Source organism: Vibrio sp. 1978 (assembly GCF_033344345.1).
Genome location: NZ_JAWPOP010000002.1, coordinates 261,224 through 277,469, shown reverse-complemented (window position 1 = coordinate 277,469; position 16,246 = coordinate 261,224). Strand labels below are relative to the sequence as shown.

Sequence of the window (16,246 nt, the reverse complement as noted above, 5' to 3'; positions counted from 1 at the left end):
TAGATTGCGTGTTCTGAATCATTACAAACATAGAGAGTCCCCTTATGCGTAAATCACTTTTAGCTCTTAGCCTTCTAGCGGCTACTTCAGCTCCAGTTATGGCGGCAGATTACTCTGACGGCGATATCCACAAAAACGATTACAAGTGGATGCAGTTCAACTACATGTACTCAATTGATGAAATGCCACGAGTTAAAGGCGCTGACGACAACGCTCACGATTACCTAGAAATGGAATTTGGCGGTCGCTCTGGTATTTTCGACCTATACGGTTACGTAGACGTATTTAACCTAGCGACTAAAGATAACCAAGATAAGTCAATTGAGAATGGCGCTCCTGACAAGATGTTCATGAAATTTGCACCACGTATGTCTCTAGATGCCGTAACTGGTAAAGACCTATCTTTCGGTCCAGTTCAAGAGCTATACATTGCATCTCTAATGGAATGGGGCGGTAACAACGGTGGTGTAAACAACCAGAAAATCGGTTTAGGTTCTGATGTAATGGTTCCTTGGTTAGGTAAAATCGGCCTAAACCTGTACAGCACTTACGATGGCAACAACAAAGGTTGGAACGGTTTCCAAATCTCGACTAACTGGTTCAAACCATTCTACTTCTTCGACAATGGTTCATTCATTTCTTACCAAGGTTACATTGATTACCAATTCGGTATGGATGATGATGCTGGTAACAAATTTGGTACTACCGCGTCAAACGGTGGTGCAATGTTCAACGGCATTTACTGGCACTCAGATCGCTTCGCGGTTGGTTACGGCCTGAAAGCATACAAAGAAGTATATGGCGTAAAAGACGGTCTACAAGTCGCTCCAGGTGTTGAGCTAGAATCGACTGGTGTAAGCCACTACCTAGCTGTAACTTACAAGTTCTAATTGAACCACTAAGTTTGCTCAAAAATGGCGCCTTTCGGCGCCATTTTTATTTGCTTTCCTTTTTTCCCTCATTATCCTTGCAGCAAACCTTTTTAATGAGAGCGTTTGGTGAATATCCTTATCCTCGGTCCAGGTGCGGTGGGCTCACTCTGGGCAACAAAATTTAAGCTTGCCGGGCACAATGTTTCATTGTGGGGAAGAAGTTCTGAAAGCCAACAATCACTTCAGTTGGATGACACACCCGCAATCGTATTCAGTAATCAAGATATTTCCTCCGTAAATAAAGCAGATCTCATTTTGATCACGGTAAAAGCTTGGCAAATGGAAGACGCCATTCAGCCTTTACTGCCTCATATCAACGCAGACACGATTATCATGCTGATGCACAATGGTATGGGTACCGCCTCTGGCGTGGAGAAGGCTCTGCCAAACAATCCTATCGTGCTCGCCACAACGACGCACGGCGCATACAAACCAGATAACCAACACGTACTGCATACCGGTCACGGAACAACGCAAGTGGGTGGTTATAATGACAAAGGAATGCAGTGCGCTTTTCTGCAAGATGTTATGCATCATGCTCTTCCAGAGGCCATTTGGAATCCACACATCCAATCTGCGTTATGGACTAAGTTAGCAATTAACTGCGCGATTAACCCGCTGACTGCGATTCAGCAGTGTAAGAATGGTGAGCTTGCGCAGCCCGAGTTTAAGATACAACTCGAAAGCATCACTCAAGAACTGGTTGAAGTAATGAGTAAAGAAGGTATTGCTATCGAGTTTCGCTCTCTTTTCGATACGGTAATGCAAGTGGTGAACGCCACAGCTGAGAACTATTCTTCAATGAGACAAGACGTATTCCATCAGCGTCGAACGGAAATTGATTTTATAACCGGATACTTGTTAAAGGCTGCCGAGAAACATCGCATCAATACGCCTGAGAATTTAAAACTTTACCAACGCATCAAACAAATAGAACAAAGCTGGACAGAACAATGAGTAAGAAAATCTTAGTGCCAATCGCTCCAGGCACCGAAGAAATGGAAGCCGTCACCGTTATCGACATGATGGTTCGCGCGGGTTATGACGTTACGGTAGCGAGTGCTGCTTTTGATGGCTCATTGACGATGAAAGCTTCTCGCGGAGTCACACTAACAGCCGATTGTAAACTGGTCGATATCGCTGATGATGAGTTTGACGCCATAGCGCTTTCTGGTGGTGTTGGTGGTGCAGAAATTTTTCGTGATAGTACGGTGATGATAGAAATCCTTAAGCAGCACATCTATGAGGGAAAATTGGTCGCAGCTATCTGCGCAGCACCGGCGTTGGTATTGCAACACCATGATCTTTTCCCACAATCACTGATGACCTGTCACCCGAGCTTTCAGTCACATATCCCGGAAGAGAAGTGGCGCAGCAAACGCGTGACCTTTGATATCAACCACAACCTGATCACTAGTCAAGGTCCGGGTACAGCTTTAGAGTTCGCGATGGAAGTAATCATTCAACTCTCAGGTAAAAAACACGCATGGTCAGTTGCTGAACCAATGATCCCTCTGCCTACTCTGCACTACCACAAGCTTGGTGAAGAATAATGTTTGACGTAAATGCTGTACGCGAGCAATTTCCTGCTCTAAACCAATCCGTCAACGATACGCCCTTAGTGTATTTAGATAGCGCAGCGACAACGCAAAAACCGCAATGTGTGATTGATGTCATCAGTCATTACTACAGTGCGCAAAATGCCAATGTTCACCGTGGCAGCCATAGTTTAACGGCTAATGCCACCAGCCAATTTGAAGCGGCACGAGAACGAGTGGCAAGCTTTATTGGTGCAAACAGCTCTAAGGAAATCATTTGGACACGGGGCGCAACCGAAGCACTGAACTTAATTTCTCAAACCTACGCCCGTAGCACGTTACAACCAGGTGATGAGATATTAATTAGCGAGATGGAGCACCACGCCAACATCGTGCCCTGGCAAATCGTGGCAGAGCAAACGGGTGCTAAAGTCATTAAAGTTCCGATGACATCAGATTGTCAGTTCGACATCAGTGCATTTGAGGCGCTTCTGTCTGACCGCTGTAAAATTGTTGCTTGCGCACAAATAACCAACGTAACAGGCACACGCCAACCTATCGAAAAAATCACTGAACTGGCGCACAACGTTGGCGCGGTTGTTGTAGTTGATGGCGCGCAAGGCATCGTACATGAGCAACTTGATTTATCGACATCAGATATCGATTTCTACGTTTTCTCAGGTCACAAACTTTATGCACCAGCAGGCATTGGGGTTTTATACGGCAAGCTTGAACTTTTGGAAGCCATGCCACCATGGCACGGCGGCGGTAAAATGGTTGAACGCGTTTCTTTCGAAAAAACGACGTTTTCTGCACTTCCTGGAAAGTTTGAAGCGGGCACACCAAACGTTGCGGGCGCGATTGCTCTAGCGAAAGCCATTGAGTGGTACCAAGGTTTTGACCATCACGAAGTAGAGACTCATCTCCATGCGCTTCAGGATAAGGCCTACCAAGCACTAAGCGCTTTGGATGACATTCATATTCTAGGCTATCAACCGAATGCCTCTGTACTGACGTTCGTCATGGACGGCGTTCATCACCAAGATATTGCGACGCTGCTCGATCAACAAGGCATTGCGGTACGAGCAGGACACCACTGCGCTCACCCATTGATGGATGCACTAAATGTGAAAGGCACGGTACGCGTTTCTTTTGGTATTTATAACACGGCTGAAGATGTGGATAGACTCATCGCCGCCGTAGAAAAAGCCGTCGACATGCTATAACGCCAACGGTTTGATTTGGAGTAACCAACAAGGTTACTCCATCTGCCTATCCAGAGTCGCCACGCAATTTCTGCCATTTCTTTTCGCAGCATAAAGCGCTTTATCTGCATGCGCATACAAACGTTTGGTGGTTTCATTTCTGCCTATTTCCACCACGCCTACACTCACCGTGACCGGAATTTCAATCTTTTCAAATTCGAACTGACAATTTTGAATGTGGGAACGTACTTCCTCTCCTACCTCTTTCGCCGCCGACAGAGAAGTTTCTGGCAAAATAATCGCAAACTCCTCCCCTCCGACTCTTGCAAAAATTTCGTCTTTGACGAGTAAGTGAGAAACCAAATCAGCTAAGGTCTCTAAGACATAATCCCCCGCATCATGACCACGTTTATCATTGATGACTTTAAAAAAGTCCAAATCAAACAATAACAACGCGGAGTGATAGTTCGGCTCTTGAGCTTTAATGACCTCTTCTGTGAGCTTTTCGAAAAAGACACGTCGATTGTAGATGTTGGTAAGAGCATCAATTTGGCTTTGATGGCGAAGAAGGGTTTCAACTCGGTGGCGATTGGAGATGTTGCGTGTGAGAATAAGGACAACGCGACGACCTCGGTATTTTATAGCGAGTGGGCAGATCTTGCCTTCGTAGTATAGGTCGCCTCTTGGCCCACTGTTAGCATCTATTCCCTGAATGCTGTCGGCGCACATCTTGTACTCGATCGTCACAATACTGTCTTGTTTCAGTGACCGATTTATCTGTTCGATAAACCAGTCGGCTTTATCTTTTTCAAGTACGCCGTGAAGTGTCTTACCTATCAAATTGCTTCCATCGTGATAGGCTTTTTTATCTGTTCCTCCAAAAACATCAATATAGATACCATCTTCACTCAGAATAAAAGTGGGGTCTGGCATTCCGGATAACACGTCTTGCGCATGTTCCAAGGTGAATTGCATATAGGGAGGTTCCTAGCATTTGTATCTAAGTAACCCAATCGCTTCCAAGTGTGTTTCCACATTGGGGAATAGGAGCGAGTGGGGCATATGTCTATTATCTAATATAGACAAATTTTAAATACAATTGAGTTTATAAAAACCAAGTGGGCAATATAATGAACCAGGATCAATAGAATGGTTAATTAACGCTAAAATAGTCGACCATTTGCATATTTTTTATCCATTTGCAAAAAATATCTCAACTCAGATACAAAAAACGCCAAACAGCTAGGCTATTCGGCGTTTTTTAAGAATTGGGAAAATGACTCGTTACACGGCGGTTTGCTTAATCTGCTCTACAATAGCTTTCAAGCCATTACCACGTGACGGGCTTAAATGGGAGACAAGCCCCAGTTGTTCAAAATAAGCATCAATATCAAATGCTTGAATTTGATCGGCCGTTTTTCCGTCATAAGCCGCCATCACCAAGGCAATCAATCCACGGACGATACGCGCATCGGAGTCCGCACAAAAATGCCAAACGCCATCTTGCTCTTGGCTCACTAACCACACCAAGCTTTCACAACCCGAAACGGTAACTTGTTCTGATTTCAGCTCTTCTGGCATTTGTGGCAGCTTTTTACCCCACTGAATAACCTGACGGTAACGATCTTCCCAGCCTTTAAATTGCTGCATAGTCGCTACAATGTCTTCGCTGGTGATATCTGTACCAAATGGAGAAACGGGAAAATCTGTCATGATGCGCTCTTCTTCTAGTTTACTTCTTATATTTTGAAATCAACTTCTCAACGATTCGCGATACCGCGACAAAGCCAAACGTTGCAGTTACAACAGTCGCCGCACCAAAACCGCTAGCACAATCCATACGTTTTGGGCCTTCCGCTGTCGACTTCACACCACACACTGAACCGTCTGCTTGAGGGTACTTCAGCTGCTCGGTTGAAAACACGCAATCAATACCAAACTTACGAGCCGGATTCTTAGGGAAGTTATGATGACGACGCAAGGTGTCTTTGATTTTCTTCGCTAGAGGATCTTGGATCGTTTTCGTTAAATCAGCGACCATGATCTGCGTTGGGTCAACCTGACCACCAGCGCCCCCCGTAGTGATCACTTTGATCTTATTGCTGCGGCAATACGCCAACAAAGACGCCTTCGCTTTTACGCTGTCAATCGCATCTAGCACGTAATCAAACTCTTTGCTTAAGTACTCATGTTGATTGTCTGGCGTGATGAAATCATCAATCAGATTGACTTTACACTCTGGGTTGATCAATTTGACACGCTCGGCCATCACTTCAATTTTGCTTTGGCCAACGGTGCCCGTCATCGCATGAATTTGGCGATTAATATTCGTGACACAAACATCGTCCATATCAATCAGAGTCAACTCACCGATCCCAGTACGGGCCAGCGCTTCGACCGCCCATGAACCCACGCCACCAATACCAATAACACAAACGTGTGCAGCGCGAAGAATGTCCACTTCACTGTTGCCATAAAGACGACGAGTGCCGCCAAAGCGTTGATTGTAGCTGTCAGATGCTGGGGTATCGAGTTCACGCATATTGAAGTCCAGATGATCGATAGAAAAACAAAGAGTGCGATTTATACGCACTCTTTGATGAAATGTCTAGATAAGAGGCGGTTCCTCTTTCTTGGGTCGCTATTGTAGCTTTTCTGGCGGCAAAGCCCAAGGCGCTTGAGTTGGTGAGTTTTCCAGCCCAAGTTTCCACACTCGACCAAAATGCTTGTAGTGACCTGCTTCCGTTCCTGCTCTCGCACCAATGCCATGATACAGATCCAAATGGTTCTGTTTTACCGCACCACCAGTGTCTAAAACGATCAGCATTCGCAGTTGATGCGCACCACTCCACGTACCATCAGCATTCAACAGTGGCACTTCCGCCAAGATTGGCGTACCCATTGGTAAGATAGAACGGTCACCCGCGACCGCCGCCATTGGCAACAAAGGAATACCAGCCGACCCCGTTACTGGCGCTTCCGCTTTTGGCGCAAAGAAGACGTAAGAAGGGTTTTGCTCCAACAACTCGCGCACTGTCGCATCGTCGTTGTCCATCACCCACTCTTTGATTGCTTTGAGGGACATTTTTTCACGCGGCACTTCACCACGTTCAATCAAAATGCGGCCAATACTAACGTAAGCTTTATTATTTTTCCCTGCGTACGCGAAGTACTCCAACGTATCATCATCTTCAAAATGCACATAGCCACTGCCCTGCACTTCCATCATAAACGGGTCGATACGATTAGGCGCGTAACCTAGCACCAAACCTTGTCCATCTAGTGCTCCATTGTAGATCTCCGCGCGAGTCGGACAATCTGATGAGCAGTTTGGCTTGCCATAAACTGGGTACTTAAAAATGTCGTTTGGTGTATGACGCAGTTCCATCACGGGAGAAAAGTATCCGGTAAACAGCACATTACCTTTTTGATCACCACCACCCAATTGCGCGGCTTGAATGCCAAACGCACTCAACGCACTGGTATCTCCGCTCTGTTGCGCCCACTCACTTAATCGTTGATATAGCGGTTGGTACATCTTCGCCATGGATGGTGACTTTATCACCACTTGCTCAGCTTGCTTGTTAAATTCAGTAAAATCGCGTGGTTTGTTAGACTCAACCACATCCACTTGATTGAGGATCTGAGGAAACTCACCATCAAGATATTGCTGAGCACGATCATTTTGTTGAGCACAGCCAAAGAGTAGGCTCAAAGAGATAATAGGAAGGAGTTTTTTTAACACGTGTCTTTTCCGTAAAAGAGAATAGCAAAAGGATGGCAAACAAATGCTTACGGTGCAATTGAAAAGCAACGACAAAATGTTTCAACGCTAAGCCAATCCGTTTACTCGTTGTAAATTCATTCAGTTAATGCAACATGATAACAGCGGAAGAATTACGGAATTGTCCGGATTATGTTTGGAAGTAAAATTTACTGATTGAGAGATGAAATTGTGATCATCCATATGGCTCACAGACGCAAGAGAGCTCTGCTTAAAAGACAATAATAAAAACGACTATCTTACCGCTATCCTTGCACGTCCCTCTAAACGGAATACAGGTAGATAATGTGCATTAGCATCCAGCTTCATTTCTGCATGCTGCTTACCCACAAAATTGAAGTGCCGCTCATTTGAACCCACTCGATACGAAAACGAATCCCCATCGAATTCAAAACTGGTCGCCACTGTAGAACCATTTACGGTAACACCGCGCTCACTCAACACAAATTCTTCACGAGCATAAGGCGCAACATCTTGCTCAACCCAGCGACCATAAATTGTCGATTTGGGAATGGGCGGATTAATGGTTCGAGTAATCAAATCACTATACAGCATGCACACGACAACGGTTCCAACTATCGCTATAAGCATGAGAGAACGCTCTAGCCACTTACGAAGCATTGATTTAGATGACGTTTTTGACAGATTTGAAGCAGTGATCGCAGCATTCTTATTAACAGCAGAAGACATGAGGTTCACGTATTGAGGAAAGACGCCACCATTGTAACCTTCCCTTTTAACGGGACCAAGAACCTACCTCAATATGTTTGTGCTTTATTCCAAAATTTCACCTTGCCACTCAATGAATAAAAAGGCATAATTTTAGCATAATTAAACAAAGGAATGGCTGTAGTGAAAATTCGTAGTACTGCTCTCGTAAAAGGATTCCGTCAATCAACACCTTATGTCAATGCTCACCGCGGAAAAACCATGGTGATCATGCTGGGCGGAGAAGCCGTCGCACACAAAAATTTTGGCAACATTATTAATGATATCGCCCTCATGCACAGCCTCGGAATCAAAGTCGTGGTGGTGTATGGTGCACGTCCTCAAATTAATCAGCTGCTAGAAAAACAAGACCTCACTACGCCTTACCACAAAAATATCCGCATTACGGATGAATCGGCTTTATCTGTTGTTATGCAAGCTGCCGGACAACTTCAGCTTGCGATTACTGCGCGCCTATCAATGAGCCTCAACAATACTCCGATGGCAGGTACCCAGCTCAATGTCGTTAGCGGAAACTACATCATTGCCCAACCACTCGGCGTTGATGATGGTGTGGACTATTGCCATAGTGGACGTATTCGCCGCATTGACAACGACGCGATTAATCGCACGCTCGACCAAGGCTCTATTGTGCTACTTGGCCCCATTGCGAGCTCTGTGACTGGCGAGTGCTTCAATTTATTATCGGAAGAAGTCGCCACCCAACTAGCGATAAAGCTGGGTGCGGATAAGCTGATTGGTTTTTGCTCCGAACAAGGTGTCATTGATGACAACGGCAATGCTGTCGCCGAGTTACTGCCAATTGAAGCGGAGCATGTCATCAAAACGCTCTCTGAAAATACGTCTCCTGACCTAGATTACAACACTGGAACACTGCGCTTTCTTAAAGGATCTATTGCCGCTTGTCGTGCCGGAGTGCCTCGTAGCCACTTGATCAGCTATAAAGTGGATGGAGCCCTAATTCAGGAGTTGTTCTCTTTCGACGGTATCGGAACCCAAGTCGTTATGGCGAGCGCTGAACAAGTGAGGCAAGCTAATATTGACGATATTGGCGGTATCTTAGACCTCATTCGCCCGTTAGAAGAACAAGGTGTACTGGTTAGGCGCTCTCGAGAACAGCTAGAGCAAGAGATTGGAAAATTTACCATCATCGAAAAAGACGGCTTGATTATTGGCTGTGCTGCCCTTTATCCATACCCAGAAGAGCGCAAAGCTGAGATGGCTTGCGTAGCGATTCACCCTGACTATCGTGATGGGAACCGAGGTTTGTTACTGCTCAACTACATGAAACATCGTTCTAAATCCGAAACCATTGATCAGATTTTTGTCCTCACGACACACAGTCTGCATTGGTTCAGAGAGCAAGGTTTTTACGAAGTCAGTGTCGACTATTTGCCCGGAGCCAAACAAGGGCTATATAACTTCCAGCGTAAGTCAAAAATCTTAGCGCTAGATTTGTAGCTTAACCTTAAATCACGAAGCAAAATTTAACGCTCCGCTATACCAAAACCTCAAGGTGCGGGATTCAGCTCATTAACGCTCAATCCTGCACATCGAGCTTGTTTAGGAACGAGTTTGTTTAGGAGTAAGGCCACACATAAACCCTACTCCGGACTAGCGAGTCATCATATAAACACCAACTTAGAAATACGCAAACCATTGCTTGATTTTCGTTCCAATTTTATCTTTTAAATATACATTTGGTTGGCTATACTCTGCTCGCTAGTGATTGGTTTTTAACCAATACGAATGGATCTAGGTGATGTAATGTAGCCTTCACCCTAAAATACTGGGCAATTGAAAAACTAGTTAGCTCCGTATTGCACACCAAGGACAGTTGTTAATCTGACTTTAAATAAGCCGAGACGAGCACTGTTATGAGAACAATCATTTGTAATTCGCTTCAAAGCTTCTGGGATATGGCTGACAATCAGTTTTTAGAAGGCCTAGACGTCCACTGTGTTTTCCCCGTAAATGACGCTATCCGAGATTTTATTCTTGCTTATCAACAGCAATACAAAATACGCAGCGTGTCTTTTACCAATGCGTTTGCAAAACATGCATAAAAGAAGACCGAGCCATAAGCTCGGTCTTCTTGTTTTAGTTGGTAAGCCGCTTTACTAACCCACTCGCGCGAGTGGTTTTCACCTTAATGCCTCGCTTCAGAACATTGAGTTCGGCGTAAAGAGCTAAACGCTTTTTCGCGCGGGTAATGCCTGTGTAAATCAACTCACGGGTTAATATCGGGCTAAAGTCTGGTGGCAAAATCATCAGGGTGTAATCAAATTCACTGCCTTGCGATTTATGGATGGTCATGGCGTAAGCCGTTTCATGTTCAGGTACTCGGCTCGGTAAGACCGATTTCACACTGCCGTCAGGTAACTCAAAAAAGACTTTCAAACGCGGTTCTTCTTCAGTGTCATCTCGCATGCAAATACCAATATCACCGTTATACAAACCTAAACCGTGATCATTACGCGTAACCATGACGGGTCTGCCGTGATACCAAATTTCATCCTGAACTTGAATGAACTTGCGCGCCGCGAGCGATTTCTCGATGCGTTGGTTTAGCCCAGCCACACCAAAATCACCTTCACGGATCGCGCACAGCAGTCGGCATTGGTTGAAGGTATCTAACACCGCTTTGGCTTTGTGCGTTAGCGACTCTAGCTCTCCGGTTTTAGGATCTGTTTCCTGTTGTCCAATGCGTTTGAGGTAACGACCGTATTCCTGCACCAACGTCTGCATCATTTGGTTGTAATGTTGACTACTTAGCGCGAAATGTTCGATGTCAGAAAAGTCACGCGCCCAGACGTTATCTACGCTCGCAGCAGAACCGGAGTTAACCGCTTTTGCCAACTGACCAATGCCTGAGCGAGCATCAAATCGGTAGCTCTTTTGCAGCATACATAAACTATCAGCAATGCTAGATGCACTGTTACCCGTATGGGCTAAAGTATCGAAGCCCGTCAGTTTTGCGATGGCTGACGCCTGCTCTTTGCCATAACCCAACGCATGGAACGAACAGATATCACCCAACACTGCCCCTGCTTCAACTGAGGCAAGTTGATCTTTATCACCTAGCAAAATCAGCCGCGCATGTTTCGGTAAGGCATCGACCACTTTGTACATCATTGGTAAATCGACCATCGACGCTTCGTCGATAACTAAAATATCCAAATGCAGTGGATTTTGCTTGTTGTGACGAAATTCTGCACTATTAGGAATCGCACCCAGCAACCGATGTAAGGTGCTTGATTCAGTCGGAATTTTGGCTTTTAGCTCCGGAGAAACTGGCAGCTCTTGTACCGCTTTACCAATGGACTCGGTTAATCGCGCCGCCGCTTTCCCCGTCGGGGCCACCAGCTTGATGGTTAGATTTTTCTCGTGCGTCGCCTGTTCAATCAAAGCGGCAAGCAATTTGGTTACTGTCGTCGATTTACCAGTGCCTGGACCACCAGAAATCACAGCAAATCGACGGGTTAACGCAACTGCCGCCGCGACTTTTTGCCAGTTCACGCAAGCCGAGAGTGGTACGAGTTCATCCAGTATTTGCAAATCTTGAACCTTGCGCGCATTGCTAAGCACGGAATCAATGGCGTGCCAATCCAACGATTCGCTTGCGACCACATCAAGGTGGTCACACACCAATTGTTGACGCAACACTTGGTTGCTGCTTCCCGCTTCTACTGCTTTGCCTAACGCGTTAAACAGAAAATGGTATTGGCGTGCAAATAAATGGTTGAGCAACTCGGATAATCGCGCAAACTCTTGTGGTTGCAAGTTAACTGCGGCGCCCAGCTGATTGAGCTTTTCCGCCAGTGTCACTTCATAATGCCAATAGCGATGCAGATACAGACGCTCACCATCGAACATCAAAGGCAAGGCTTCTCCTTGCGCGCCGACCACGCTGGAATTTTGTAATACTTGAATCCAGTCTATGCCTTGCAACTGTGTGTTGAGCGCCAATGCTGACTCACCAAACAGCCCTAACTTACTGGCTAAATCCGTAGATTGCCCTTGTGCATCGAACAGAGACAGACAGATATGTCCTTTACCAAGCTCACTACTGACAACACCCGCGATAAACGCCAATGCTTGACTGTCCGACTGTTCATCATGCGTTTGAGAATCAATAAAGCAGGCGAATTGGTAGTCGAGCTGACGAATAGCACCTTTGTGCGCCAAGCGTTCCAGCACTACCAAAAGACTATCTTGGTCAGAATGAAGATTGTAATTTGTCGTCATTAAAGTAGCTCCATCTGCCCGGCTTGAGTTGAGCGCGTTTCAAGTGCTTGACCATCAATCAAACGATCCATCTCTTGTAAGAAGTCTAAGGTTGGTTTCGCGGCAAAAATGCCGTGGTCACTCTGCCCGTCCATGCCGCGCAAGAACAAGTAATACACGCCACCGAAGTGCTGTTCATAATCATAATTGGCCAATCGGCTACGTAGGAAACGATGCAGTGCTAACGCATAAATCTGATACTGCAAATCGTAGCGGTGATCTGCCATCGCCGATTTCAGAGCCTCACCATGGTAGTGCGTCACATCGTCGCCAAGATGATTCGATTTCCAGTCAAGCACGTAGTATTTACCTTGATGTTCAAACACCAAGTCGATAAAACCTTTGAGCATGCCTTGCACGGTTTGGAAACCTAAATCCCCCGCTTTCGCCGACAACGGATCGTGACGTTGAATGACTCGATTTAACGCCGGCGCAGACAAAACTTCAATCGGCAGCAAAAATTCCATCTCCACCAAACGTTGCGACGGTGCTTTTTGATTCAGCAGCAAAGACTTACCATCCAACGGCGTTGCGAGTACGGTAGCAATCAATTGCTGTAAAATGGGCAACCACTCTTCATCGAGCTGTTCGCTTTCCATCAAACCAAGGATGATTTGTGTATTCTCTTCCGTCGTGGCTGGCTGAGTAAATTCAATTTCCTCAAACAGGCTATGCAGGAACGTACCCGGACGCGCACCACGAGGGAAGGTAAAAATAGAACGCTCTGGCTCCACCAAATCCGTTTCGTCTTGTTCTTCAGATGAGTCGATATCAAAACCCGTAATCTCAATCGTGGCATCATGCTCGGCGTGATGAGAGCCTTGCTTGACCAAGCCAGAATAACTGGTGATGCGCCAGTTTCTGTCGATAGGGTTTTGCAGCTCTTTCGCGCTAAGATCGTATATTTCTTCTTGTGGCGCTACGTACTTGTCTTCGAGTTGCTGCGGCAGATCGGCCACAACGACACAATCAAGCTCGTTTTGTTGCTTTGTTAAACCTTGGTACAAATCGTTAATGCCACCTTCTTGACCATTTTGAATCAAATAGCCAATCGCACTGCGGTGTACGCCAGTTGGCTCTTTGGTCGAACGACCATTGCGCAAAGGCGAGGCTCCAATAAAACACGCATAAACAGCACGCGTTAGTGCCACGTATATCAAGCGTAAGTCTTCCGCCAAACGCTCTTTGTCCGCTTGCTTCATGGACGCATCGTTGCCAGTGATATCCAGTACCGTGCGGTCATTAGCTGCATCGTAATATTTGGCTTCACTGGCTTCTCGATAGCTGAACACAAACGGCAGAAATACGAGGTCATACTCCAAGCCTTTTGATTTGTGAATAGTTACGATCTGCACTAAGTTACGTTCCGATTCTAAACGTTGGATTTGGTCATCACTGCCACCCAAACCGTTTTCCGCATCACTGATAGACTGAGCGAGCCAACGCAGCAGACCGTGATCGCTATCCAGTTCATTACTGGCGTGTTGAAGCAGTTCACCAATGTGCATTAAATCGGTAAGTACTCGCTCACCATTTTCACCCTGTGAACTCGCACCTTCTTCTAGTAATCGCTCGGCAATATGGCGTTTGCTGATCACCGCGCGCAACATCGGCAGCACACCACGCTGAACCCAAAGTTTGCGATATTCTTTGAATTCGTTTACGGCGTTTTCCCACACCACTTCATCGTTATTAAGTGCATCCAAACTTGCTGCGTCGAGGGCAAACAGCTCAGAGGCAAGACTTGCACGCAGCGCACGGTCATTTTCTGGAGTCAGCACCGCTTGCAGCAAACGCTGTAAATCCTGCGCCACTGAACTGGTAAACACACTGTCTCGGTTAGACAGGTACACGCTGGCAATACCTTGGTCTGCTAGCGCTTGTTTGATCATCCGACCTTCGCTACCTGTTCGAACCAACACTGCGATATCGCCCGCTTGAACCGCTTTCTGTTTTTCGCCATTCACCAGACACGCTTGCCCCTGTTGAGCCTGCGTCAAAATAGTTTGGATTTGGCTTGCAGTCGCCTCTGCCATTCGAGTCAAATACTCGCCTTTTGGTAGCGGTTTATCGTCCGCTTCTTGCAACCAATAGGTCAGCGCGGGTTGCTTTTGGCCACCCATAGTCCAAATGCGTTTTTCGGCATTGGGACTGTACTTAACGGGTAAGAACGGAATATCCGAATCATAGATAAATGGACTGTCTGGTAAAGCAAATACTTGGTTTACCGCCTGCACCATATCTGCGCTAGAACGCCAGTTGGTTCCTAACGTGTAGTGGGCACTTACTTGGTTACGCGCTTTGATATAAGTGAAAATGTCTGCGCCACGAAAGCCATAAATCGCCTGCTTGGGGTCCCCGATCATAAACAAACCACATTCCGGGTTGTTCAGATAAATACGGCTGAAAATACTGTATTGAAGCGGGTCGGTATCTTGGAACTCGTCAATCATTGCGACAGGATACAAAGTACGAATACGCGCCGCTAAAAGCTCGCTTTCGTCCGTATCGATAGAAGCAGAAAGTTGCGTTAGCAAATCATCGAAAGAGAGCCACTGTTTTTGATTTTTCGCGTTAGCCAGCATCACTCGACAATGTTCAATTGCATGAGCAAGCAGTGGCGCTTTTAAGCTGATTGGGTTGGCAAGAAATGTTTCAATGACTTCAAATACTGCATGCTGCGGCGCACTGCCTTTCGGTGTTTTTTCCAACAAGACGTTTTGCGCGAATTTCTCCAGCTTGTCTGGATAATCGTAACCTGTAGTTTCCGTTGCCGCCCAAGCGTTTACCGCCTCCAACCACGTCGGCAGAGACTTTTTGGTATAGCTACGTTTGTTAATATCTGAATCTGAAATTAGCGTTAAGAAGTCATCTTGGCTTTCTCGCCACTGTGCTTTTAATCCATCAATTTTTTTCAGATTTTCAGTATGAAGATCAGCCAAACTGCCTTTCATTGCTGGAACAGAAAGGCTTAACGGCGCACCGGTTAAGTAATTGCTGATGTCAGACAACAACGCAGATGGAGAGCCCCATAGCTGGCGGATTTCTCCCGCCAAAGTAAATGGCAATGGGTAGAAATTGCGGCGCCAGTAATCGGCTACAACTTGCGCTTTTAGGTGACTTTCATCGGTCACAAACTCGTTATTAAATCGGCTGCCAGATTCAAACGCATTTTGCGTTAGCATACGTTGGCAAAAACCGTGAATGGTGTAGACCGCCGCCTCGTCCATCTGACGCTCTGCCTGCAATAAAATTTCTGCGGCTTGCTTGTGATCGTCAAACTCATTAAGCAAAGGTTGGATCACCGGATCGGAACTCTGTCCACGCGCAAACGCGATTCGCGCATCATGGATTCTTGCCCTGATACGATCGCGTAATTCCGCAGTTGCCGCTTCGGTAAAGGTTACGACCAGAATTTGGTCGACCGTAAGCGGTACGCGATGCCGAGTTTCCGCGCTGCCGTGACCAAGCAAAAGGCGCAGATATAAACCTGCAATAGTGAAGGTTTTACCTGTACCTGCTGATGCCTCGATTAACCTCGCACCATGCAGAGGAAACGTCATCGGTTCTAGTGGCGTTGGTTGAGGTTGCTCTGTGCGGTCTAACGTATGTAGAGGACACTCTGCACCTGACATTTGATCCATAACGCTGAATCTCTCCGGATTATTTACTAGGACGTATCACCTAATAAATGTGATCTATAGTTAAAAATTCTATTAATATGTTTAACAAGTTGGATAATTTAGAGCTTTGTGAGATCTTTCTCACGGT

General features: G+C 46.1%; 13 protein-coding genes. 6 read left to right on the top strand and 7 right to left on the bottom strand.

What is annotated here, in order from left to right; all coding sequences use genetic code 11:
* Positions 1 to 44: 44 nt before the first annotated feature.
* From R8N49_RS03185 to csdA, 4 genes are all read left to right on the top strand, one after another.
* Positions 45 to 890 carry an outer membrane protein OmpK gene (locus tag R8N49_RS03185; RefSeq protein WP_005391741.1) on the top strand — a complete coding sequence of 282 codons (846 nt, stop codon included), beginning with the start codon at positions 45 to 47 and terminating at the stop codon, positions 888 to 890.
* A gap of 108 nt (positions 891 to 998) precedes the next feature.
* Positions 999 to 1,889 (top strand): 2-dehydropantoate 2-reductase, encoded by an 891-nt coding sequence (panE, locus tag R8N49_RS03180; RefSeq protein WP_085569840.1) that lies wholly within the window; start codon positions 999 to 1,001, stop codon positions 1,887 to 1,889.
* A complete protein-coding gene (locus tag R8N49_RS03175; RefSeq protein WP_006742560.1) occupies positions 1,886 to 2,485 on the top strand; it encodes a DJ-1 family glyoxalase III in 600 nt (199 codons plus the stop codon). The genes panE and R8N49_RS03175 overlap by 4 nt, the downstream gene beginning before the upstream one ends.
* Complete coding sequence (csdA, locus tag R8N49_RS03170) at positions 2,485 to 3,696, top strand: cysteine desulfurase CsdA (RefSeq protein WP_138939025.1); 1,212 nt, start codon at positions 2,485 to 2,487, stop codon at positions 3,694 to 3,696. The genes R8N49_RS03175 and csdA overlap by 1 nt, the downstream gene beginning before the upstream one ends.
* A 33-nt stretch (positions 3,697 to 3,729) precedes the next feature.
* Here csdA and R8N49_RS03165 read toward each other — a convergent pair whose 3' ends face one another.
* The 5 genes from R8N49_RS03165 to R8N49_RS03145 all read right to left on the bottom strand — a co-directional run bounded on the left by R8N49_RS03165 (position 3,730) and on the right by R8N49_RS03145 (position 8,149).
* Positions 3,730 to 4,650 carry a GGDEF domain-containing protein gene (locus R8N49_RS03165; RefSeq protein WP_042521375.1) on the bottom strand — a complete coding sequence of 307 codons (921 nt, stop codon included), beginning with the start codon at positions 4,648 to 4,650 and terminating at the stop codon, positions 3,730 to 3,732.
* A gap of 309 nt (positions 4,651 to 4,959) precedes the next feature.
* Positions 4,960 to 5,388 (bottom strand): cysteine desulfurase sulfur acceptor subunit CsdE, encoded by a 429-nt coding sequence (gene csdE / locus R8N49_RS03160; protein WP_109169576.1) that lies wholly within the window; start codon positions 5,386 to 5,388, stop codon positions 4,960 to 4,962.
* Between the two features lie 19 nt (positions 5,389 to 5,407).
* Positions 5,408 to 6,217 (bottom strand): tRNA cyclic N6-threonylcarbamoyladenosine(37) synthase TcdA, encoded by an 810-nt coding sequence (gene tcdA / locus R8N49_RS03155; protein WP_005380241.1) that lies wholly within the window; start codon positions 6,215 to 6,217, stop codon positions 5,408 to 5,410.
* A 99-nt stretch (positions 6,218 to 6,316) separates the two neighbouring features.
* Positions 6,317 to 7,420, bottom strand: a complete 1,104-nt coding sequence (mltA, locus tag R8N49_RS03150) for a murein transglycosylase A (protein ID WP_085569837.1) — start codon at positions 7,418 to 7,420, stop codon at positions 6,317 to 6,319.
* Positions 7,421 to 7,693: 273 nt separating this feature from the next.
* Entirely contained in the window at positions 7,694 to 8,149 is a 456-nt protein-coding gene (locus R8N49_RS03145; RefSeq protein WP_005380234.1) for a DUF2850 domain-containing protein, read from the bottom strand.
* A 162-nt stretch (positions 8,150 to 8,311) separates the two neighbouring features.
* Here R8N49_RS03145 and argA point away from each other — a divergent pair, with 162 nt between their 5' ends.
* Together argA and R8N49_RS03135 are read left to right on the top strand one after the other, a co-directional pair.
* The gene (gene argA, locus R8N49_RS03140; protein WP_258489267.1) at positions 8,312 to 9,649 is read left to right on the top strand and encodes an amino-acid N-acetyltransferase; all 1,338 of its coding nucleotides are present in this window, start codon (positions 8,312 to 8,314) and stop codon (positions 9,647 to 9,649) included.
* Positions 9,650 to 10,065: 416 nt separating this feature from the next.
* Positions 10,066 to 10,254: a hypothetical protein gene (locus tag R8N49_RS03135; protein ID WP_005380230.1), complete on the top strand. Its 189-nt coding sequence runs from the start codon at positions 10,066 to 10,068 to the stop codon at positions 10,252 to 10,254.
* Positions 10,255 to 10,288: 34 nt separating this feature from the next.
* Here R8N49_RS03135 and recD read toward each other — a convergent pair whose 3' ends face one another.
* Positions 10,289 to 12,436, bottom strand: coding sequence for an exodeoxyribonuclease V subunit alpha (gene recD / locus R8N49_RS03130; protein ID WP_186584705.1), 2,148 nt, complete (start codon positions 12,434 to 12,436; stop codon positions 10,289 to 10,291).
* A complete protein-coding gene (gene recB / locus R8N49_RS03125) occupies positions 12,436 to 16,110 on the bottom strand; it encodes an exodeoxyribonuclease V subunit beta (protein ID WP_042521442.1) in 3,675 nt (1,224 codons plus the stop codon). The genes recD and recB overlap by 1 nt, the downstream gene beginning before the upstream one ends.
* Positions 16,111 to 16,246 lie beyond the last annotated feature (136 nt).

Bases quoted from the DNA above. Each gene is read 5' to 3' on its own strand.
- R8N49_RS03165 (WP_042521375.1), bottom strand. From the start codon at position 4,650: ATGCAATTCACCTTGGAACATGCGCAAGACGTGTTATCCGGAATGCCA.
- R8N49_RS03135 (WP_005380230.1), top strand. From the start codon at position 10,066: ATGAGAACAATCATTTGTAATTCGCTTCAAAGCTTCTGGGATATGGCT.
- recD (WP_186584705.1), bottom strand. From the start codon at position 12,436: ATGACGACAAATTACAATCTTCATTCTGACCAAGATAGTCTTTTGGTA.
- recB (WP_042521442.1), bottom strand. From the start codon at position 16,110: ATGTCAGGTGCAGAGTGTCCTCTACATACGTTAGACCGCACAGAGCAA.
- tcdA (WP_005380241.1), bottom strand. From the start codon at position 6,217: ATGCGTGAACTCGATACCCCAGCATCTGACAGCTACAATCAACGCTTT.
- R8N49_RS03175 (WP_006742560.1), top strand. From the start codon at position 1,886: ATGAGTAAGAAAATCTTAGTGCCAATCGCTCCAGGCACCGAAGAAATG.
- R8N49_RS03185 (WP_005391741.1), top strand. From the start codon at position 45: ATGCGTAAATCACTTTTAGCTCTTAGCCTTCTAGCGGCTACTTCAGCT.
- csdA (WP_138939025.1), top strand. From the start codon at position 2,485: ATGTTTGACGTAAATGCTGTACGCGAGCAATTTCCTGCTCTAAACCAA.
- csdE (WP_109169576.1), bottom strand. From the start codon at position 5,388: ATGACAGATTTTCCCGTTTCTCCATTTGGTACAGATATCACCAGCGAA.
- R8N49_RS03145 (WP_005380234.1), bottom strand. From the start codon at position 8,149: ATGTCTTCTGCTGTTAATAAGAATGCTGCGATCACTGCTTCAAATCTG.